The organism is Chelatococcus daeguensis (genome assembly GCF_001887265.1).
GTDB lineage: Bacteria > Pseudomonadota > Alphaproteobacteria > Rhizobiales > Beijerinckiaceae > Chelatococcus_A > Chelatococcus_A sambhunathii.
This window is the reverse complement of the sequence record NZ_CP018095.1, coordinates 798,094-817,564: the sequence shown is the minus strand read 5'-3', so window position 1 is coordinate 817,564 and position 19,471 is coordinate 798,094. Positions and strand designations below refer to the sequence as shown.

Below are 19,471 nucleotides of genomic sequence, written 5' to 3'. Positions count from 1 at the left end.
GTCTTCGCCTTTCAACCCGAGAGGCGCTCGATCTCAGCCCCGCACCGGCCGAGCTTTTTCTCCAGCGCCTCGAAGCCGCGATCCAGGTGATAGACGCGGTTCACCATCGTCTCGCCTTCCGCAGCGAGCGCCGCGATGACGAGCGAAACCGAGGCGCGCAGGTCCGTCGCCATCACAGGGGCACCCTTCAGTCGCGCGACGCCGTCAACATAAGCAGTGTCGCCGTCGAGGCGAATTCGGGCGCCGAGGCGGGCCAGTTCCTGCACGTGCATGAAGCGATTCTCGAAGATCGTCTCGCGGATGCGGCTCGTGCCCTTGCCGCGCGTCATCAGCGCCATGAGCTGGGCCTGCAGGTCCGTCGGAAAGCCAGGGAACGGCTCCGTCGTGACATTCACCGCCTCGATGCCGACCCCGTTGCGACGCACGCGCACACCCGCGTTGGTGGACGAGATGTCGATCCCAGCGCCTGACAGCACGTCGAGGGCCGCCTGCAGCAGCTCCGGCCGCGCACCCTCAAGCAGCACGTCGCCACCCGTTATGGCGACGGCCATGGCATAGGTGCCGGTCTCGATTCGGTCCGGCAGGACGTTGTGCTCGGCGCCGCCGAGGCGCGCCACCCCCTCGACGATGATGCGCGAGGTGCCGGCGCCGCTGATACGCGCGCCCATCTTGACGAGGCAATCGGCAAGGTCGACCACCTCCGGCTCGCGCGCGGCATTGTCGATGACGCTGGTGCCGCGGGCGAGGCTGGCGGCCATGAGGGCGACATGGGTGCCGCCGACCGTCACCTTCGGAAAGGCGAACTCGGCCCCCCGGAGTCCCTTCGGCGCCCGCGTGACCGCATAGCCGCCGTCGATCTCGACCTCGGCGCCCAGCTTCTCCAGCGCCATGAGCAGGAGATCGACCGGCCTGGTGCCGATGGCGCAGCCGCCGGGCAGGGACACGCGGGCCTCGCCCATGCGGGCCAGAAGCGGCGCGATGACCCAGAAGCTCGCTCTCATCTTCGAGACGAGTTCGTAGGGTGCGCAGGTGTCGATGATATCGCGGGCACGCAAGCGTATGGACTGGCCGGTCTCGCTCGTCTGGCCCGGGCGCTTGCCGGCAATGCCGTGATCAACGCCATGGTTGGACAGGATGCGCAACAGCAGCGACACGTCCGCAAGGCGCGGCACGTTGTGCAGCTCGAGCGTCTCGTCGGTCAGGAGACTTGCGATCATCAGCGGCAGGGCCGCGTTCTTGGCGCCGGAAATGGGAATGACGCCATCGAGCTTGTGGCCGCCAACGATGCGAATGCGATCCATGTGTCGTTCCTTGATTGACCGGAGCCAGTAGCGGAGACGCCGGCGATCAGTCCTTCGGGTCGGGGCCGGCGCCCGGCGCGGCTTCCCTGGTGCCGTGCGCCGCCTCGCCGCGCGGTTCCGCCGCGCGCTCGCGCATCTGCCGCTTGCGCCGCTTCAGATTCTCCCGCAGCGCTGCGGCCAGGCGCTCCTTCCTGTCGGGAGGCGGTGCGTGCGACATGTTCGTCGAAGACCCGGGTTCCTCGAAGCTGATCGATAGCGGGCATCGGCCTCGAGGACAAGCGCCGGCTTCCCCTCCTGCCTGCAGGCGACGTTGCAGGGACCGTCCCAAACCTGCGGTGCGCCGCCGCACTGCGGCGATGCGGCCCATTGTGCAGCCGGACGCACTATGGAACGAGAGCAATATAAACGAACATGCGACGAGAACCGCTTGCCCCGGCGCGGTTCCGGTTGTTCACTGGACCAGTTCCAAACTTGGTCTGCCGCCACGGCGGCAGACGGATGCGATCATGGATTACGACAGCTATTTCGACGAAGCGCTCGGCCTTCTGCACAAGGAGCGCCGCTATCGCGTCTTCATCACCATCGAGCGCGACGCGGAGCGGTTTCCGCGGGCCGTCTGGCACAGCGACGAGGGGCCGCGGGACGTCGTGGTGTGGTGCACCAACGACTATCTCGGCATGGGTCGCCATCCGCAGGTGATCGACGCCATGGTCACGACGGCGCAGCGCATGGGCGCCGGCGCCGGCGGCACGCGCAACATCGCCGGCAACAGCGCCCCGATCGTCGGCCTCGAGCGCGCCCTCGCCGAACTGCACCGCAAGGATGCGGCGCTCGTCTTCACCTCGGGCTATGTCTCCAACGAGACCGGCATCGCCACCATCGCCAAGCTGCTGCCGGACTGTCTCATCCTCTCGGATGCGCAGAACCACAATTCCATGATCGAGGGCGTGCGTCGCTCCGGCGCCGAGAAGGTCATCTTCCGCCACAACGACCTCGAGCATCTCGAGGACCTGCTGCGCCAGGCGGGCAAGACCCGGCCCAAGCTCATCGTCTTCGAGAGCGTCTATTCGATGGACGGGGACGTCTCCCCGATCCACGCCATCTGCGATCTCGCCGAGCGCTACGGCGCCATGACCTATATCGACGAGGTACATGCGGCAGGCCTCTACGGCGCGCGCGGCGCGGGCTATGCCGAGGAGGTGGACGCCCTCCACCGCCTCGACGTGATCGAGGCCACGCTCGCCAAGGGCTTCGGCTGCGTCGGCGGCTATATCGCGGCGCGGCGCAACATCATCGACGCGGTGCGCTCGCACGCCCACGGCTTCATCTTCACGACGGCCCTGCCGCCGGCCGTGGCCGCGGCAGCGACCGCCTCGGTGCGGCACCTGATGGAGAGCGGCGAGGAGCGCCAGCGCCACCGCCGGCAGGTCGCCCTGACCAAGGGCGCGCTCGCGGCTGCCGGCCTCCCGGTCAAGCCCGGCCCGACGCATATCGTGCCGGTGATGGTTGGCGACCCTGAGCGCGCCAAGCAGGCGAGCGACATGCTGCTCGCCGAGCACAGCATCTATGTGCAGCCCATCAACTATCCGACCGTGGCCCGCGGCACCGAGCGCCTGCGCATCACGCCCACGCCCTTCCACGACGCGGCCATGATCGAGCATCTCACCGATTCGCTCGTCGCCGTGTGGAAGGCGCTGAAGCTGCCCTTCGTCGACCGCGCAGCGGCCGCCTGAGACCGGCCGCGAGCGACCATCCACAGGCTGTCGGCCCGGACGAAAATGCCGCGCCGACGGCGCTTGCGCCGACGCCCCCCTTGTGGCAGTGTCCGCGCGCTTTGGCCCCCTCGGGGCCCTGCTGCCGTAGCTCAGTGGTAGAGCACTCCCTTGGTAAGGGAGAGGTCGCGAGTTCAATCCTCGCCGGCAGCACCAGCTAGCATGATGCCGCCCCTTCGCTTCGGAAACGTCCTTCGGGCCAGACTTCAGGCGTTGCCGATCAGGACGCCAGCGGCGAAGACGAGGCTGCCGCCGAGCACGACCTGGAAGGCCGCGCGCAGGAACGGGGTCTCCATGTAGCGGTTCTGAATGAAGGCGATGGCCCACAGCTCGACGAAGACCACGGCCACGGCGATCATCGTCGCCGTCCAGAACGATGGAATGAGATAGGGCAAGGCATGGCCGAGCCCGCCGATGGCGGTCATGATGCCTGACGCGAGCCCGCGCTTGACGGGTGAGCCGCGACCCGAGAGCTTGCCGTCGTCGTGAGCCGCCTCGGTGAAGCCCATGGAGATGCCGGCGCCGACAGAGGCCGACAGGCCGACGAGGAAGGTCTGCCAGGTGTCCTGAGTGGCGAAGGCGGCGGCGAAGATCGGCGCCAGCGTCGAGACGGAGCCATCCATCAGCCCGGCAAGGCCCGGCTGGACAAAGGTCAGGATGAACTGGCGGCGCTCGCTCTGCCGCTCCTCCTCCTGCACGCTTTCGGGCGCGTGGGTGAGGCCGAGCCGCCTGGCGAGGCTTTCGTGAACCTGCTCCGCCGCCGCCAGATCACCCAGCAGCTTGCGGGTCGAGGCGTCTCCGGCGCGCTTGGCCGCCTCCACATAGAAGCGATGGGCCTGCGCCTCCATCTCCTCCGCCTGCTGGCGCACCTTGTCGATGCCGAGGGGGCGCACCAGCCAGTCCGGCTTGCGCTCGTAATAGCCCCTCACATGCTCGCGGCGCAGCAGCGGGATGTGATCGCCGAACCGGGCCCGGTAGAGATCGATGAGCGCCTGCCGGTGCCGGTCCTCTTCCCGCGCCATCTCCTCGAAAACCCTGGCCGACTGGGGAAAGGCCTCACGCAGACCGTCCGCATAGGCAAGATAGATGCGCCCGTCGTCCTCCTCCGAGGAGATGGCGAGCGCCAGGATTTCCTGTTCGGAAAGCGAATCGAAGGAGCGGCGCCCGAAGCCGAAAACCCTGGAAAGCATCGATGACCGCCCCTAAGATTGGAATATTTCCAATCTATGGCCGGCTGCGACGCAAGGCAACGGACCAAGTCATGTCGGCAGGGCAACGGACGTCGCGAGAGGGTCGCTGTCACGGGCGCTGGACATGGAAAGGCTGCAGGCGTGGACGTTGGCTTGCGTCATTTCCAGCCCTCGCCCCCGGACGCCTCGGCGGGGGCGGCCCCTCGCGATCTCCCTATTGGCCATGGCCAGTTCGAAGGCTCATCGTATTCGATCTATATTTTCTGATTCAATCCCCACTACGTACTCGCAACGGATAATGATAATATTAATATAATTTAACAAATATAAGAAATTGGCACGATATGCATGCAAGACGCGCGCGCGTCCGATTCCCTTGTCAATCCCCGCCGCATAAATTCAGAACCAGCGATCCGGGCTACCACGACAACGGACAGCCCGCAGCCATCGCAGGCTAACGGGGCCGATCATCAAGCAATCCTATTCGTCTTACGGTCGATCTATTTCAAACTTTACGGGAGAACTGACATGGCCATGGATGGGGATGATTTCCTCGAGGGCGCCGTAGAACAGGCCGAGCAACAGCACGATCCAGGAGGTGGCGGTGTTCCAGCGGGGGCCGGCAACGCAGATGCCGTCTCGCAGCCCGACGATCTCTTCCTTTTGCAGGCCTTGGTCCCCGGTATCGAACTCGATGGTGACGAGGATGGCAATCTCCTCGTCGGCACCGGAGGCGACGACACTCTGCGCGGCCACGGCGGCAACGACACGCTCAATGGTGGAGACGGCAATGATCTGCTGCTCGGCGGAGAGGGTGACGACACGCTCGATGGCGGCAGCGGCGACGATACACTCGACGGCGGCGAAGGATTCAACCAGCTGACCGGCGGCGCCGGGAACGATACCTTTGTCTTCAATCCGCTCGCCGGGTCGATGGATATCCGGGATATTTCCTATGAAGAAGGGAATTATGACCGGGTTGATATTCATGCCCCCGTTCTGAGCTATAATCATCTCAAGGCGCTTTCGGTTAACTATTGGGACCCAACAGGATGGACATCGACCAGCGTATATATCGGCGGTGGATTTAGCTTCTATTATAAATACTTCGAACATATTGCTCCCGAAGTTTTCGGGTTTTCATCGGAAGGGCGTCCCGACGCAACTTTCCTGCAAGGCACGGCTGGCGACGAGACACTGAACGGCGGCAGCGGCGATGACGTGCTCGTAGGCCATCACGGCACCGACACGCTCGTGGGGGGCGCCGGGCGGGATGTGTTCCTCAACCGCGGCGGCCACGTCGTCGTCGAGGATTTCACGGCCGAGGATTATCTCGACCTGCGTTACTGGGGATACTCCACCTTCGATGCGTTGATGGCGATCGCCACCGAGCAGAACGGCGACGTACTCTTCACCATCAATGCGAATACGTCGGTGCTCGTGAAGAACTTCACGAAAGCCCAGTTCACGCCAGAGATGCTGCTCGTCAATGTCGCCGGCCCGGGTACGGGAAGCGCCGGAGACGACTCCGTGACCGGCGGCACTGGCGATGACACCATCGACGGCGGCGACGGCAATGACAGCATCGACGGTGGCGGTGGTCACGATACGCTCTGGGGCGGGGCCGGCAACGACACGCTCAACGGCGGCGACTTCAACGACAGCCTCGACGGCGGCGATGGCGACGACAGCCTTTCCGGCGACCAGGGCAACGACACGCTCTCCGGAGGCCAGGGCAACGACACCCTCACCGGCGGGACGGGCAACGACCGTTTCGTCTATCTCGACGGCGCCGACACCATCACCGATTTCTCGCGCGTGGCCGGCAACCGCGACGTCATCGATCTCTCGGCAACCGGCCTCACCACCTTCGCCGACATCATGGCCACGGCCCAGCAGGTGGGCAACGACGTCGTCTTCACCTTCGGCGCGGGGCAGAGCCTGACAGTCAGGAACACCACCCTCGACGCCTTCGGATCGGGGGACTTCGGCCTTGCCAATCCCGTCATCGGCACCCCCGACGACGACATCCTCGTTGGCACGCCCGATGAGGACTACATGAGCGGTGGGGCCGGCAACGACACCATCCTCGGCCACGACAGCAACGACACCATCTTCGGCAGCATCGGTAATGAGATCATCTATGGCGGCGGGGGCAACGACGTCATCTCCTCCGAGGAGGACGACGATGCGGTCTACGGCGAAGCCGGCAACGACACCATCCATGGCGGCGCCGGCAACGACACGCTCGACGGCGGCATCGGCGACGACTGGCTCGACGGCGGAGATGGCGACGACAGCCTCATCGGCGGAGCCGGCAGGGATTCCCTCCTCGGCGGCGACGGCAACGACTACATCGCAGCCGGCGATGGCGATGACCTTGTCTTCGGCCAGGCGGGCAACGACACCCTGCTAGGCGAGGCCGGCAACGACGTGATGGACGGCCATGAAGGCGATGACGTCCTCGCCGGCGGGGGCGGCAACGACGAGCTCTACGGAGGTGCTGGCAACGACACGCTCGAGGGCGGCGAAGGCGATGACACACTGATCGGTGGCACGGGAGACGACATGCTCGCCGGCGGAGCGGGCGACGATTGGCTGTTCGGCCAAGCCGGGCACGATACCTTCGTCTTTCGGCCGGACGAGGGTCTCAGCCGGATCATGGACTTCAACGTGGGCGGCGAGATCGACTATGTGAGCCTGCAAGGATTCGGCTTCACGAGTGTGGCCGAAGCTGCCTCCTTCTTCGCCGACACGGACGGCGGGGTCTATTTCGATCACAACGGCACGCAGATCGCCATCTTCGGCATCGATAAGGCAACGCTCGAGAGCAGCCTCCTCGTCGCCTGATCTGCGAGACAGGACGACAGCGATGCGGCCGGCGGCAATGCCGCCGGCCGCATCGCGCCGTCTGCAGCATCGGCTTCGCGCTTCGTGCCCGACGAAGCAGGCGGACGGCCGACGCCTTCAGGCAAGGTTCACCTGCTAGGCGTGATGATCAACCGCCACTTCCCAAGCGGAATGCTGGGGCGGTGAGACGACCGCGATCAGGGGGGATCGCACCATGAGACGAGAAGCGCACATCGATCAATCACCTCCTGTCGCCAGACGGCGACGAGGGACACGTGCCGGCGCGCGCGGACAAGAGCGACCGCTCAAGGCCCGGGCAAGCGCCTGCCGGTCATGAACAGGACGGAATGGTCGGCACGGCCCGGCCTGACGCTCGACCGTCGGCCCCTAGGATTTTCGGCGGTCACACCACCTTTCGTACGGCTCGCCTCCGCGCAGCGGCAAACGGGCGCCGGAATCCTCCAGTCGCGACGGATGACCACGGCTCCGGGCGAACAGCGCCGGCGTTCGACGTAGGAAGGAGTGCAGCTCTTGCGCGAACCACCCATCCCGCCAGCCGTCATGGCCGAGGGCTTCGTCACCGCAGCCCTGCTGGAGACGGTCGAGGCCCTCGCCCATGCCCTGAGAGCCCAGGGCGGCGACCCTTCGCGGCTGCTCGACCTGATCGAGGCGCGCTTCGACGAGGCCCATTACCGGGCCGGGCAGCAGGCCCGCAGCTACCAACTTGACCGGGCAGCGGAAGCCTCGACCATCACCCGGCGGCGCATCCGCGAGATCTTCAGCGATCTGCGCGAGAAGCTGGGCGCCCTGCCCGTCAACTGAGCAGCCGCAGCGGCATATGGTGCCATGGCGGCGATTGGCCCAGAGTGTCGCGAGCGAAGACGGCCGGAGCGCCCGCAATGCCCTTCACCGACGTGATCTATCGGTTCTCCAACAACATCCTCGTCGTTATTTTCGTCAGCGCGGCCGTCACCGCATCGGTTCTGCTGCCGCTGATCGGCACGCGCCTCCTGAGGCAGGAGCAAGCGACGGCCAGGGCGGGTTTCGCGCTCGACGCCTTCAAGCTCATCGGGCCGGTCATCGCCATCTTCACAGCCTTCACGCTGCTGCAAGCGATCAACCGCTACCGCGAGGCCGAGACACTCGTATTGCGGGAAGCCACCGAGATCACGCAACTCGACCGTGCGCTGCGCCGGCTCGGCCCGGACGCGGCGCCGCTTCGCGATGCGCTTGCTGCCTATGGCCAGTCCGTCGTCGCGCAGGAATGGCCGGCGCTCAAGAAAGGACAGGAAAGCGCGGCGACGCAGACACTCTTCAACACTCTCATCGAGAGCATTCATGCCGTGCACCAGCGGATGGACATCGAGGCCACCACACGCGAGGCGGTCGATGACGCGGCGGACGAACTCGTGGACATCCGGGCCCTGCGCCTCAATGCCGCCACGACAGGGTTGCCGGCCATCTTCTGGCATGTCCTCGGCAGCCTCATCGTGCTGCTGGCCGCCGAAGCGCTCCTTTTCCGCTTCGACTGGAACCTCGTGGTGCCCAAGGCCGGCTATGCGGCGGCGATCGCCCTGCTCATCGCCCTACTCGTCATACTCGACTACCCCTTCCGGGGCGAGCAAAGTGTGGGGGCCGAGCCAATCACGCGGGCCCTGACGCATATCGCGCGGTACTGACGCCTTCAGGCCGCGCGGGGCAAGCCGGCGATCCGGCTGAGATCGGCGACGGCACCGGGCGCGGCCGCCATCACGGGCGCACCGCGCGTCAGCCCCTCGCCGACCGCCGGGAACGGCAGCAGCGCCCCGCCCGCCTCGGCGACGAGGCAATAGCCGGCAAGGCAATCCCAGGCGTGCATGTAGGGCTCGTAATAGCCGACGAGACGTCCCGCCGCGACATAAGCCAGCATGAGCGCGCCCGAGCCGTTGCGGATGAAGTTGCCGCCCATGCCGAGCAGGCGCTCCACGATGCCGGCGAATTCGGCCGGCGCGACGTGGTGGTTGGCGCCGAGGCCCACGACGCCATCACGCAGGGAACGCCCGGACGACACGTGCATGGGCGCCTCGTTGAGCGTCGCGCCCTGCCCCTTGCCGGCCGCGTAAAGCTCGTCCACGCAGGGTGCGTAGATGACGCCGACCACCGGTTCTTCGCCGGCGAGCACGGCGATCGACACGCACCAGCTGGGCATGCCGTTGACGAAGGGGCTGGTGCCGTCGATGGGGTCGAGCACCCAGGTGAAGCCGGACGTGCCCTCGGTGAGGCCGTATTCCTCCCCGAGCACGCCGTCACCGGGATGAGCCTCGGCGATGCGAGCGCGCAGCATCTCCTCGACCCGCCGGTCAGCGATGGAAACGACATCCTGCGGGTTGGCCTTGGCCTCGACGACCAGGGTCTCGCGCGCATTGAAATAGGCTAGTGCCACGGCCCCCGCATCGCGGGCGAGCGTGCGGGCGAGCGCCAGGCGCGCCTCGACGTCTGCGGCATCGACTGTCATGCATGTCCTCGTTGTCTCGTGAAGGGCGCGTAGCACCTTCACGCGGTGATGATGGCGACCCCACGGTTGTGAAGCCCGATCGCGACCGGCGTCGTCGCGGCAAGGCTCCGCTCCACGTCAGGATCGACGACATAGAGCGTTCCGACTTCCGTCTCCACCTCATATTCGACGTGGTCGCCGAGATAGGCCGCATGGCGCACGAGGCCCTTGAGCCCGCCGTCATCTGCCGGGGCGAGGCGGATGGCATTGGGCCGGATGGCGAGCTTGGCCGGTCCCGGCTGGGCCGCGCGGCCTGGCACGCGATGCTCGAGGGAGCCGAGCCGCACCACCGCCTCGGCTCCCTGAACGCCGACGACCTCGCAAGGCACGACGTTCGCCTCGCCCATGAAGTCGGCGATGAAGGAGGAGGCGGGCGATTCGTAGAGCGCCCGCGGCGGCCCCTCCTGCGCGATGCGGCCCTCGACCATGACGACGATGCGGTCGGAGACGGCGAGCGCCTCCTCCTGGTCGTGCGTCACATAGACTGCCGTGAAGCCGAGGCGCTGCTGCAACTCGCGGATCTCGGTGCGCACGCGCCGGCGCAGGCGCGCATCGAGGTTCGACAAGGGCTCGTCGAGCAGCAGCACCTGCGGCTCCAGCACGAGAGCGCGTGCCACCGCGACGCGCTGCTGCTGCCCGCCGGAGAGCTCGGCCGGCAGACGAGCACCGAAGCCGGCGAGGCCGACGAGGGCGAGCCCTGCCTCGGCCTTTTCGCGCGCCTCCGCCTTCCGAAGACCCGAGGATTCGAGTCCGTAGGCGACGTTCTCGAGGACCGTCATATGCGGGAAGAGCGCATAGGACTGGAAGACCATGGACACGTCGCGTTCATTCGCCGGCAGCATGGTCACGTCCTTGCCGCCGATAAGGATGCGTCCGTCGGTCGGGTGCTCGAGCCCGGCGAGCATGCGCAATGTCGTCGTCTTGCCGCAGCCCGAGGGGCCGAGCAGCGTGACGAGCGTACCCGGCTCGATCGTCAGCGACAGGTCGTGGATCGCGGTGAAGGAGCCGAAGGTCTTGCGAACGTGCTCGAAGACGACCGAGCCGGTCTTCAACCCGTTCATGCGATTTTCTCCTTGATTGTCTCGGCGGACATCGGCCGGGCCACAGCCGGGGCGGCGATGCGCGTCTCGCGTCGCAGGCGCCGCTCGCCGACGGCGAGCTGGAAGCCGGCGATGACGACGAGCATGACCACGATCAGCATGGAGGAATAGGCGATGGCGACGCCGTATTCCCCATTCTCGACGAGGCCTACGATATAGGCGGTGGCCATATTGTATTTGGCGCTGACGAGGAAGACGACGGCGCTGATGGAGGTGATCGCCCGTACGAAGGAATAGACGAGCGCCGCGACGATCGCCGGCCGCAACAGCGGCAACACCACGTGGCGGATGGTGCGCCAGCTCGAGGCGCGCAGCGTGAGCGAGGCCTCGTCGAGGCTTGCGTCGATCTGCGTCATGGCCGCGACGCCGCCGCGCACGCCCACCGGCATGTTACGGAAGACGAAGCAGGCGATGAGGATGAGCGCCGTGCCCGTCATCTCCAGCGGCGGCAGGTTGAAGGCCATGATGTAGCTGATGCCGATGACCGTGCCGGGGATGGCGAAGCTCATCATGAGCGCGAATTCGAAGACGTTGCGGCCGACGAAGCGCTGGCGGACGATGAGATAGGCCGTCATGAGGCCGACCGCGGCCGTCAGGGGCGCCGCAACGAGCGCGATCATCATCGTCGTCCAGAACGAATCCCAGGCGACGCCCGTCCATGCGATGGAGCCGTCGCGGAAGGCGAAGGAGAAGGCGCGCTCGAAATGGGCGAAGGTCAGCGAATTGTCGAGGCCCCAGGTGTTCACGAAGCCGCCGACGAGAATCATGCCGTAGACGACGAGGGTGAATGCCGTCCAGGGAATGACGAGCGCGTTGACGCCGATGGCGAGCGGCCGCGGCAGCGCCGGATGCACGCCGCCGTCGCCCTTGCCCGTGACGGTCGCGAAGTTCCTGCCCGTGAGCCACAGCCGCTGTGCGAGAAAGGCCGACAGCGTGAAGCAGAGCAGGATGATGGCGAGCACGGCCGCCCGGGATGGATCGGTCTGCGCGCCGACGACAGCGAAGAAGATCTCGGTGGACAGCACGCCGTGGCTGCCGCCGAGCACCAGCGGATTGCCGAAATCGGCCATGCTCTCGATGAAGCCGATGAGGAAGGCGTTGGCGAGGCCCGGCTTCATGAGCGGCAGCGAAACGCGCCAGAAGGTGCGCCAGCGGTCGGCGCGCAGGGTCTGCGACGCCTCCTCCATGGAGGGGCTGACGCCTTCGACGACGCCGATGAGAACAAGGAACGAGATCGGCGTGAAGGAGAGCATCTGGGCGATCCAGATGCCGGTGAGCCCGTAGAGCCAGCGCCCCGGCTCGACGCCGAAAAGGTCGGAGAGGAAGGTCGTCACCACGCCGGCGCGGCCGAAGAGCAGGATGAGCGCGAGGCCGATGACGAAGGGCGGCGTGATGATCGGCAACACCGTCAGCAGTCGCAGGCCCTTCTTGAAGGGAAAGCGCGTGCGTGTGGCGACGAGTGCGAAGGCGAGGCCGAGAACGGTCGAGCCGGTGGCCGTCATCAGCGCCAGCCACAGCGTGCGCCAGGCGACACCGCAACGCCCTCCCCCAATGACACAATCGAGACTCCAGATCGCCGGGTCCTGCATGTTGCGCACGAAGCCCGAGGGCTCGAAGGAACCGTCGAAGTCCTGCACCGAGCCGACGAACATGCTCAGCACCGGATAGAATACGAAAACGGCGACAAGGGCGACGAGAAGAGCGATGGCGGCGATGACGAAGAAATCGCCCTTCATCACGCCCTGCTCGGCGAGCCCCGCCGAGAACAGGAACAGGAAGGCGAGCCCCGCGAGGACCGCACCGGCGCCCATGGCCGGTTGGCCGATGGCGAGCGGCCCGAACAGCGCCTCGCCGATGTTCCAGCTCCAGCCGCCGAAGGTGATTGCGAAGCCCTGCAGGACGAGGAAGCCCATGCCGGCCGCGCCGAGAGCGACGAGCAGGCGTCCGCGCGACACGGCCGGAGCGGCGAAGCGGACCGCGGCCGCGGCAAGGAGCAGCGCGGCGACGACGGCGAGCCACCAGCGGCCCTGCGCCGCCATCTGCACCAGGGCCGGCGCCTCCTCAGCGCCGAAGGGGAACTGCGCCGGCCAGCGAAAGGCGTAGAACCCCTCGTCGATCCTGTACCAGGGCAAGAGCACGAACCCGGCAAGGCCGAGGCCGAGCGCCATGTCCAGTCTGCGGTTGCGATGCTCCATGAGAGGTTCCGTACTGGAGAGGTTCCGTCGGGGCATGCACCGGCCATCGCAGGCAGGAGCAAGGCCTCCCCTCTCCCCGCCTGCGGGGAAAGGGTGAGGGTAAGGGGAACTGTTTCCGCAGATACGAGGGTTCAGGCTTGGGTCAACCCCGGCCCCTCATCCCCGGCCCTCTCCCCGTCAACGGGGAGAGGGAGTCTGCCCTTTCCTCCGCAACTGGCACGGCAGGCGTGCCTCAGTTGGCCAGCGTGCCAATCTCGCGGTCCCAGCGCTGCAGCAGGGCCTTGCGCTTCTCCGGATCGCCGTAGGTCTTGAAGTCGTAGTCGATCAGCCGGACATCCTCGAACTTCGGCGCTTCGGGCGGCACCTCGGCCTTCTTGTTGGACGGCAGTTGGAAGGACTTGGCCTCCTTCATCTGCGACTGCACCTCCGGCGACAGCACCCAGTCGTACCACTTCTTGGCATTGTCGAGGTTGCGCGCGCCCTTGACGATCGACATGGAGCCGATCTCGTAACCCGTGCCCTCGCAGGGGGCGACCACCTTCACGGGGAAGCCCTCGACCGCCTGCGCCACGGCATCATGCATGAAGACGATGCCGACCGTCGTCTCGCCGCGCGCCGCGGCCTTCACCGGCGCCGAGCCGGACTTGGTGTATTGCGAGACGTTGGCGTTGAGCTTCTTGAGGTAATCGAAGGCCTTGTCCTCGCCCATGATCTGCACGAGCGTGGCGAGCGCCGTGTAGGCCGTGCCGGAGGAGTTGGGATTGGCCACCTGGATCTCGCCCTTGAAGCCGGGATCGAGGAGGTCGGCCCAGCACTGGGGCTCCTTCAGGCCCTTCTTCGCCAGAATGTCGGCGTTGTAGCCCCAGCCCAGCGCACCGGCATAGACGCCGACAGTACGGTAGTCGGCGCTCTCGGCCTGCCTGACGGCCCAGGTCTGCAGTTCGGCAAGGCGCGGCGACTTGTATTCGAGCGTCAACCCCTCGGACGCGGCCTGAAGGTGCGGGTCGCCCGTACCGGCCCACCAGACGTCCGTCTTCGGGTTGCGTGCCTCGGCGCGGACCTTGGCATAGGCCTCGCCGGAGGACATGCGCACCATGTTGACGTCGATGCCCGTCTCCTTCTCGAAGCGGTTCTCGAGCAGCTCGCAGATGACGACGTCGGCCGAGCAGATGAGATTGAGCGAGCCTTGGGCGAGCGCCGCTGCAGGCGTGAACTGGACGGCAGCGGCCACAGCCGCGACGGCGACGAAACCGGAACGCATGTCTTCCTCCCCCTTGCGCGCCGCTGTTATCGCGGCATCTCTATTTGCAACCGTGTGCAAGGGTTCCATGCAGCCATGCCCGCTGTCAAGAAACAAGGCTGCAAACCCGCCGACAAATTTCCCTGCGACATGGTTGCACGCTGTTGCACGGCGGTGCATACGAAAGGCGTTCCCTGACGACGGCCGCAGGACTGCCATGCCATCGCCCCGAAAGTTCGTCAGTGCCCGTGAGGTGGCCGAACGTGCCGGCGTGTCGCGCTCCGCCGTGTCGCGCGCTTTCACACCCGGGGCGAGCGTCTCCGAGGACACGCGCCGCCGCGTCCTGGACGCGGCCAATGAGCTCGGTTACCACGTCAACCATCTCGCCCGAGGGCTATCGCTCAAGGAGAGCGGCATCGTCTGCCTTGTCGGCTCGGAACTGGGCACGCCCTACCGGGCAAGCCTTGTGAAGGCCATGACCCAGGGGGCGCAGGATGCCGGCAAGGTGGCCATGGTCATCAACACCGACCGCTCGGATGCGAGCGTCGGCGCCGCCCTGAGGCAGGCCCTGCACTATCGCGCCGATGCCTCGATCATCTTGTCGGGCCTGCCCGACAAGTCGATCACGCGCCTGTGCCTCGAGAACGGCCAGCGCATCGTGCTGATCAACCGCGATGACGATCAGGAAGGGCCACTGCGCATCAACCTCCAGGATGACGAGGCGGCGCGGCGCGCGCTCATCGCCTTCCTGCGCGCCGGCTGCCGGCGCCTCGCCTTCGCCAATTCCGAGGCGGGCACCCCGAGCCTGATGGCGCGCGAGCGCGGCTTCCTCGCGGCGGCCGGCACCATCGGCCTGACGGTCACCGTGGAGCGTTTCGGCCCGAGCATCTACGATAGCGGGCGCGAACTGGCGCGACGCCTCCTCACTGCTCCTGAAAGGCCCGACGCCGTTTTCTGCGCGACAGACCTCATCGCCTGCGGTTTCCTCGACACGGCGCGGCACGAATTCGGACTCGCCGTGCCGGAGGACCTGTGCGTCACCGGCTTCGACGACATCGAGCAGGCGGGCTGGTCCTCCTACAGCCTGACGACCTTCGCCCAGCCGGTGTCCGACATCGCTCGCGAAGCCTTCGCATGGCTAAGGCTGACGCCGGAGGAGGCAACACGGCGACCCGCAGCCGTGGCGCTCGAGGCCCGCATGGTCTGGCGCCGGACAGTAAGGGGCAGTGCACCGGCGCCGTCACCTGCTGCGCGCTCCGCTGCGGAAAGCTGAAGGCGCTTTGAGCGCCCGGCCAGCGGATCCGTCCGCGCCGCAGCTGCATGAATGGCTCAATGCGCCTTCCCAGCGGCGGATGGAAGCCTCTCCCAGCGGCCGGAGCGCTGGTGCGGCTGCCAGGACGAAACCCGCCCCGGCGATGACCAGCGAGCGCGCTCGGGGCCAGGCGCGTGCGGACTCTCCCGGCGATCCGGCATCGGCTGCGGCGCCACCCCTTCGTCAGCATCCACCGCGGCTGCCCGATTGTAGGCATGGCCGAAGAGCTGGACAGGCACCAGGTTCCCATTGCCGTCGCGGGATAGGGGCGGGCTGGAGGGACGATCGTTCAGATAACGCACGAGATGCTCGACCCGGTCTGCATAATTCGCCGCCCGCGTTGCCTGCAGTTCGGCGGGCCCGTTCAAATAGGCCTTCAGATCCTGCGAGCGATTGTAGCCGAACTGTGCAATGCGCCCGAAACCCGTGCCGCCGCTGCGGTAGGCGACATCCTGGGCGGACATCGGCGCAATCACGTCTGCGACGAGAGGCGGCAGATGCTCCTTCGCCCCTCTTGCAAGGGTGCGCGCCACATCGTCCAGCTTCCAGCCACGCTTCAGGAGGGAGGCGAGTTGCCGCCCTCCGGGCGTCGCCATCATGGCGAGGTCGATGCCCAGCTCGGTGGCGAAGCCCTTGAGGTCGCCCTCCGTGAGCGCTTCCACCGCGCCGATGAAGGGAGCGAGATTGTTGACCATACCGCCGAGAACGCCAACGATGATCTCCGCCGGGCTCGCCTCGCGAAGCGGCTCGCGGAACCTCTCCACATAAGCATTCAGAATATTCGCCAGCGCCGAATCGATGTCTTTCAGTTCGAAGACCTTTTCCGGGATCTTCCCGGGCTGGGCAAGGTCACCGCTGATCGACAGGAATTTCAGGCTTTCCCGAGCCGGATGGCCGACCATGATGCTGTCCGCGGCATCCGGGCCGTTCATGCCGTCCCGGCTCAACCGGCGCAGCGCCCCGGTCGAGAAGCTGAACGTATATCGCTTGTAGGCATGCTGTCGCTCCGCCTCTTCGATCGCATCGATCTCGCCGCCGACCTTCAGCCCGGGGGCCGGATTGTGTCTGGGCTTTACATAGAACTCGAGCCCCGAAACCTGCCCGTCCCAGGGCCCGCCAACCACCTTGCGGTAGGTGGCCGCGAGTTGAAGACGCCTCTCTCCGATATCCGCCTTTCCGGCGAAAGCGTTCTTGACGGGATCGCCATCCGGCAGCTGCTGCAGCGAATCCCGGTACAGCGTCATCATGGCCTCGATCGTCCGACGCTTCACATCATCGAAATCCCTGTCGAAAAGCTGGTTCACCTTCCCGATCTTGCTGCGAGGATCAAGCAGCCCCTTGCCCTCGAGAATATTCAGGAACATCATGACGGGACTGTATTTCCACACCTTGGCGAAGTAATCCTCGATAAGCTCACCAGCCCCCCAGGTTTTCGGATGTTCGTAGCCGTTCTCCACCGAGACCTGCGATCTCGGCTTGAGCCTTGCATCGGAACTGCCAAGGGTGCGCGCAGCATCCCGCGCGGCGGAAGCCGAAGGCGGCGCATTGCGATCGAACAGAATACTCGCCGGATTCTTCGGAAGCGGCTGAACGTATCTCTCTAGATGCCCATTCCGATAACTGACCGGGAGCGACATATCCCACCTCTTACTGCAATAAATATAGAAACAATCGACTTTTCAAAAGAAACCGCCATTATACATTGCCGTAAAACCAAATCCAAATATATTACAAGAATTACTGCAATATACTGGCGCCCGCGTGGATCGCGAGCGGGCGCCCCGTTTTCGCGTTTCCAAACACAAGCGCCCGGCGTGGATGGGGAACTGATGGCGCCGTCGTTTCCTAGGCCGTAGACTCATAACCGCGTAGCCAGATGCGGATGGACGCGAGCTTCACGGCGGCGAGGAAGTTTTCCGCCGTCTTGTCGAAGCGGGTGGCGATACGGCGGAAGTGTTTGATCTTGTTGAAGAAGCGCTCGACGAGGTTGCGCGCCTTGTAGAGGTGCCTGGAGAAGCAGATCGGGTCCTTGCGGTTGCGCTTGGGCGGGATGTTCGCCCATGCGTTCCGCTCGGCGACGGCAGCGCGCAGGTCGTTGGCGTCGTATCCCTTGTCGGCCAGCAGCATTGAGCCCGGCGCGAGATGCCCGATCAGGTCTTTGGCACTCGCGAGGTCGCTGGCTTGGCCTGCCGTGAGCTTGAGGAGGATCGGCCTGCCTCGGCTGTCGACGAGCGCGTGGAGCTTGGTCGTGAGCCCGCCTCGGGAGCGACCCAGACATCGATCGACACCCCCCTTTTTGCCGTCGCCCCGTGCTGGTGGACGCGGACGACAGAGGTGTCGATCATCTGCACGTCACCATCGTAAGCCCTTGTGATCGCGTCCATGAGCCGATCCCAGACGCCCGCCTTCCGCCATCGGTTGAAGCGGTTGTAGATCGTGGTCGGCGGCCCGTAGCGCGCCGGCATGTCCGCCCACGGCGCGCCCGAGCGCAGGCACCAGAAGATGCCATTGAGCACCCGCCGGTCATCCACGCGAGGCACGCCCCGCGACTTGTTGGGAAGGTGAGGCCGGATCGCCTCCCATTCGAAATCCGTCAGATCGTAGCGGCCCATCGCAAAGCTCCCGAAAAGGAGCTTGAATCACAATTGCCACCGTCAGGGAACCCAGAGCCGTTTATGGGTTTACGGCCTAACGCCTCTCCCGCAGCGGCATCGCGGCGACGAGCCGGCCGGCGAGCTCGCCGTCGATGATGAGGCGGTTGACGACGCCCGTCTTCAGCACGGCCTGCAACGCATCGGCCTTGGAGCGTCCCGCCGCGAGCATCACGACCTCGGTACGCCGCAGATCCTCCGGCGCGATGCCGATGGTGCGGGCGTTCACGCCGCACGCCACCAGCCGGCCCTCGCGGTCGAAGAACTTGCCGGCGAGCTCGCAGACGGCCCCGGCGGCGCGCAGCTCGGCAAGGTCGGCCGGCGAGAGCAGCCCGTGGCGGAAGAGGAAGGCATCGGGCGAACAGTCGCCGAAACTCATGAGGTGGAAATCGGCCTCGCGGGCCAAAGCGAGCGACGCCTGCACCGGGCGCTGGCGCAGCACCGCTCCGAGATCGCCCGCCTCGTCGACGATGAGCGGCGCGGGCAGGAAATAGCCCTCGCCGCTGCAGGCCTCAGCAAGGCGCACGACCTCGAAATTGTTGAGCGAGACGTCGCGGGTCAGCGAGCCGATGACGGAGACGAAGCGCACGTTCTGCTTGGGAAATGCCGTGAAGGCGTCGACCACCGCCGTCATGGTACGGCCGCAGCCGACGCCGATGGTGAGGCGCGGGGTGCCGAGCAGCCGGCGCGTCAGATAGTTGGCCCCGGCCAGGCCGACGCCGCGCCGCGCCAGCCGGTCCGCCGTCTCGTCGTCGAGGCTTCCCGTCTGCTCGTCGAAGGGTGGCGTCAGGATGCATTCGGCAAGGCGGTAGCGGGCGGCGAGCCAGTCGGCCAGCGCCAAGGTTTCGCTTGTTTCGTGCTGGATGGAGATCTTGACGATACCGGCCTCGCGCGCCTGGGCGAGCATGCGCGTGACCTTGAAGCGCGAGATCTTGAGGTCGCGCGCCACCTCCTCCTGGCCCTTGCCATGGACGTAATAAAGCCACGCCGCGCGCACCATGAGGTCCTGATCGCCCCGCCCCGCCTCGCTCATCGCTCCTCCCTTTTCTGCACGATCGTGCACAGATCGCACGAATTGACGATAGGCAAAAAGGCTGACATCATGAACTTGTGTGCGCGCGGCGCACGATTGTTCAGATCTTCGCCGACAGCTCAATATCACCGGAGGCCGACGAAGCGCTGCAGGGAAGCCGGCTCCGGATACACGAGAGGGGCTGCCGAGGCCTCCGCCCGCTGCCGGATGGGACCAAGGACGCGGGCCGCCCAGGCGCCCGCGCGAGGACAACGCCATAACAACGGCGCCCGCCGCGACGGCGGAACGACGGCG

Annotated in this window: 14 protein-coding genes, 1 tRNA gene and 1 pseudogene; 6 read left to right on the top strand and 10 right to left on the bottom strand. The window is 66.2% G+C overall.

Going from position 1 to position 19,471, the window contains the following annotated elements:
- Positions 1–11: 11 nt before the first annotated feature.
- Entirely contained in the window at positions 12–1,301 is a 1,290-nt protein-coding gene (gene murA / locus BOQ54_RS03780) for a UDP-N-acetylglucosamine 1-carboxyvinyltransferase (RefSeq protein ID WP_055460346.1), read from the bottom strand.
- Positions 1,302–1,347: 46 nt separating this feature from the next.
- Positions 1,348–1,518, bottom strand: coding sequence for a hypothetical protein (locus tag BOQ54_RS19970; protein WP_157672347.1), 171 nt, complete (start codon positions 1,516–1,518; stop codon positions 1,348–1,350).
- A gap of 289 nt (positions 1,519–1,807) precedes the next feature.
- Here BOQ54_RS19970 and hemA point away from each other — a divergent pair, with 289 nt between their 5' ends.
- Complete coding sequence (hemA, locus tag BOQ54_RS03775) at positions 1,808–3,034, top strand: 5-aminolevulinate synthase (RefSeq protein ID WP_063187431.1); 1,227 nt, start codon at positions 1,808–1,810, stop codon at positions 3,032–3,034.
- Positions 3,035–3,154: 120 nt separating this feature from the next.
- Positions 3,155–3,229, top strand: a tRNA-Thr gene (locus tag BOQ54_RS03770).
- Between the two features lie 50 nt (positions 3,230–3,279).
- On the opposite strand, the gene mbfA is transcribed toward BOQ54_RS03770, so the two are convergent.
- Positions 3,280–4,263 (bottom strand): iron exporter MbfA, encoded by a 984-nt coding sequence (gene mbfA, locus BOQ54_RS03765; protein WP_055460344.1) that lies wholly within the window; start codon positions 4,261–4,263, stop codon positions 3,280–3,282.
- A gap of 528 nt (positions 4,264–4,791) precedes the next feature.
- Between mbfA and BOQ54_RS03760 the strand changes: the two genes are divergently transcribed.
- The 3 genes from BOQ54_RS03760 (at position 4,792) to BOQ54_RS03750 (ending at position 8,792) form a co-directional block, all read left to right on the top strand.
- Entirely contained in the window at positions 4,792–7,113 is a 2,322-nt protein-coding gene (locus BOQ54_RS03760) for a calcium-binding protein (RefSeq protein WP_071923298.1), read from the top strand.
- Positions 7,114–7,644: 531 nt separating this feature from the next.
- Positions 7,645–7,935 (top strand): hypothetical protein, encoded by a 291-nt coding sequence (locus tag BOQ54_RS03755; protein WP_141659703.1) that lies wholly within the window; start codon positions 7,645–7,647, stop codon positions 7,933–7,935.
- A 77-nt stretch (positions 7,936–8,012) separates the two neighbouring features.
- Positions 8,013–8,792 (top strand): DUF4239 domain-containing protein, encoded by a 780-nt coding sequence (locus tag BOQ54_RS03750; protein WP_055460340.1) that lies wholly within the window; start codon positions 8,013–8,015, stop codon positions 8,790–8,792.
- Positions 8,793–8,797: 5 nt separating this feature from the next.
- Here the strand turns inward: BOQ54_RS03750 and BOQ54_RS03745 are convergent, their stop codons facing one another.
- The 4 genes from BOQ54_RS03745 to BOQ54_RS03730 all read right to left on the bottom strand — a co-directional run bounded on the left by BOQ54_RS03745 (position 8,798) and on the right by BOQ54_RS03730 (position 14,202).
- The gene (locus BOQ54_RS03745; protein ID WP_055460339.1) at positions 8,798–9,607 is read right to left on the bottom strand and encodes an inositol monophosphatase family protein; all 810 of its coding nucleotides are present in this window, start codon (positions 9,605–9,607) and stop codon (positions 8,798–8,800) included.
- A 38-nt stretch (positions 9,608–9,645) separates the two neighbouring features.
- The gene (locus tag BOQ54_RS03740) at positions 9,646–10,707 is read right to left on the bottom strand and encodes an ABC transporter ATP-binding protein (RefSeq protein ID WP_055460338.1); all 1,062 of its coding nucleotides are present in this window, start codon (positions 10,705–10,707) and stop codon (positions 9,646–9,648) included.
- Positions 10,704–12,941: an ABC transporter permease gene (locus tag BOQ54_RS03735; protein WP_055460337.1), complete on the bottom strand. Its 2,238-nt coding sequence runs from the start codon at positions 12,939–12,941 to the stop codon at positions 10,704–10,706. The genes BOQ54_RS03740 and BOQ54_RS03735 overlap by 4 nt, the downstream gene beginning before the upstream one ends.
- A gap of 232 nt (positions 12,942–13,173) precedes the next feature.
- Positions 13,174–14,202, bottom strand: a complete 1,029-nt coding sequence (locus BOQ54_RS03730; RefSeq protein WP_055460336.1) for an ABC transporter substrate-binding protein — start codon at positions 14,200–14,202, stop codon at positions 13,174–13,176.
- Positions 14,203–14,398: 196 nt separating this feature from the next.
- On the opposite strand from BOQ54_RS03730, the gene BOQ54_RS03725 reads away from it, so the two are divergent.
- Positions 14,399–15,454 (top strand): LacI family DNA-binding transcriptional regulator, encoded by a 1,056-nt coding sequence (locus tag BOQ54_RS03725; protein ID WP_071923297.1) that lies wholly within the window; start codon positions 14,399–14,401, stop codon positions 15,452–15,454.
- A 56-nt stretch (positions 15,455–15,510) separates the two neighbouring features.
- Here the strand turns inward: BOQ54_RS03725 and BOQ54_RS03720 are convergent, their stop codons facing one another.
- The 3 genes and pseudogenes from BOQ54_RS03720 to BOQ54_RS03705 all read right to left on the bottom strand — a co-directional run bounded on the left by BOQ54_RS03720 (position 15,511) and on the right by BOQ54_RS03705 (position 19,177).
- Positions 15,511–17,130 carry a hypothetical protein gene (locus BOQ54_RS03720; RefSeq protein WP_145979721.1) on the bottom strand — a complete coding sequence of 540 codons (1,620 nt, stop codon included), beginning with the start codon at positions 17,128–17,130 and terminating at the stop codon, positions 15,511–15,513.
- Positions 17,131–17,338: 208 nt separating this feature from the next.
- Positions 17,339–18,105: pseudogene (locus tag BOQ54_RS19415) on the bottom strand (IS5 family transposase).
- Positions 18,106–18,181: 76 nt separating this feature from the next.
- Positions 18,182–19,177 carry a sugar-binding transcriptional regulator gene (locus BOQ54_RS03705; protein ID WP_071923295.1) on the bottom strand — a complete coding sequence of 332 codons (996 nt, stop codon included), beginning with the start codon at positions 19,175–19,177 and terminating at the stop codon, positions 18,182–18,184.
- Between the last annotated feature and the right edge of the window lie 294 nt (positions 19,178–19,471).

Excerpts from the sequence above, each read along its gene's own strand:
- murA (WP_055460346.1), bottom strand. The coding sequence starts at position 1,301 with ATGGATCGCATTCGCATCGTTGGCGGCCACAAGCTCGATGGCGTCATT.
- BOQ54_RS19970 (WP_157672347.1), bottom strand. The coding sequence starts at position 1,518 with ATGTCGCACGCACCGCCTCCCGACAGGAAGGAGCGCCTGGCCGCAGCG.
- hemA (WP_063187431.1), top strand. The coding sequence starts at position 1,808 with ATGGATTACGACAGCTATTTCGACGAAGCGCTCGGCCTTCTGCACAAG.
- mbfA (WP_055460344.1), bottom strand. The coding sequence starts at position 4,263 with ATGCTTTCCAGGGTTTTCGGCTTCGGGCGCCGCTCCTTCGATTCGCTT.
- BOQ54_RS03760 (WP_071923298.1), top strand. The coding sequence starts at position 4,792 with ATGGCCATGGATGGGGATGATTTCCTCGAGGGCGCCGTAGAACAGGCC.
- BOQ54_RS03750 (WP_055460340.1), top strand. The coding sequence starts at position 8,013 with ATGCCCTTCACCGACGTGATCTATCGGTTCTCCAACAACATCCTCGTC.
- BOQ54_RS03745 (WP_055460339.1), bottom strand. The coding sequence starts at position 9,607 with ATGACAGTCGATGCCGCAGACGTCGAGGCGCGCCTGGCGCTCGCCCGC.
- BOQ54_RS03740 (WP_055460338.1), bottom strand. The coding sequence starts at position 10,707 with ATGAACGGGTTGAAGACCGGCTCGGTCGTCTTCGAGCACGTTCGCAAG.
- BOQ54_RS03735 (WP_055460337.1), bottom strand. The coding sequence starts at position 12,941 with ATGGAGCATCGCAACCGCAGACTGGACATGGCGCTCGGCCTCGGCCTT.
- BOQ54_RS03730 (WP_055460336.1), bottom strand. The coding sequence starts at position 14,202 with ATGCGTTCCGGTTTCGTCGCCGTCGCGGCTGTGGCCGCTGCCGTCCAG.
- BOQ54_RS03725 (WP_071923297.1), top strand. The coding sequence starts at position 14,399 with ATGCCATCGCCCCGAAAGTTCGTCAGTGCCCGTGAGGTGGCCGAACGT.
- BOQ54_RS03720 (WP_145979721.1), bottom strand. The coding sequence starts at position 17,130 with ATGTCGCTCCCGGTCAGTTATCGGAATGGGCATCTAGAGAGATACGTT.
- BOQ54_RS03705 (WP_071923295.1), bottom strand. The coding sequence starts at position 19,177 with ATGAGCGAGGCGGGGCGGGGCGATCAGGACCTCATGGTGCGCGCGGCG.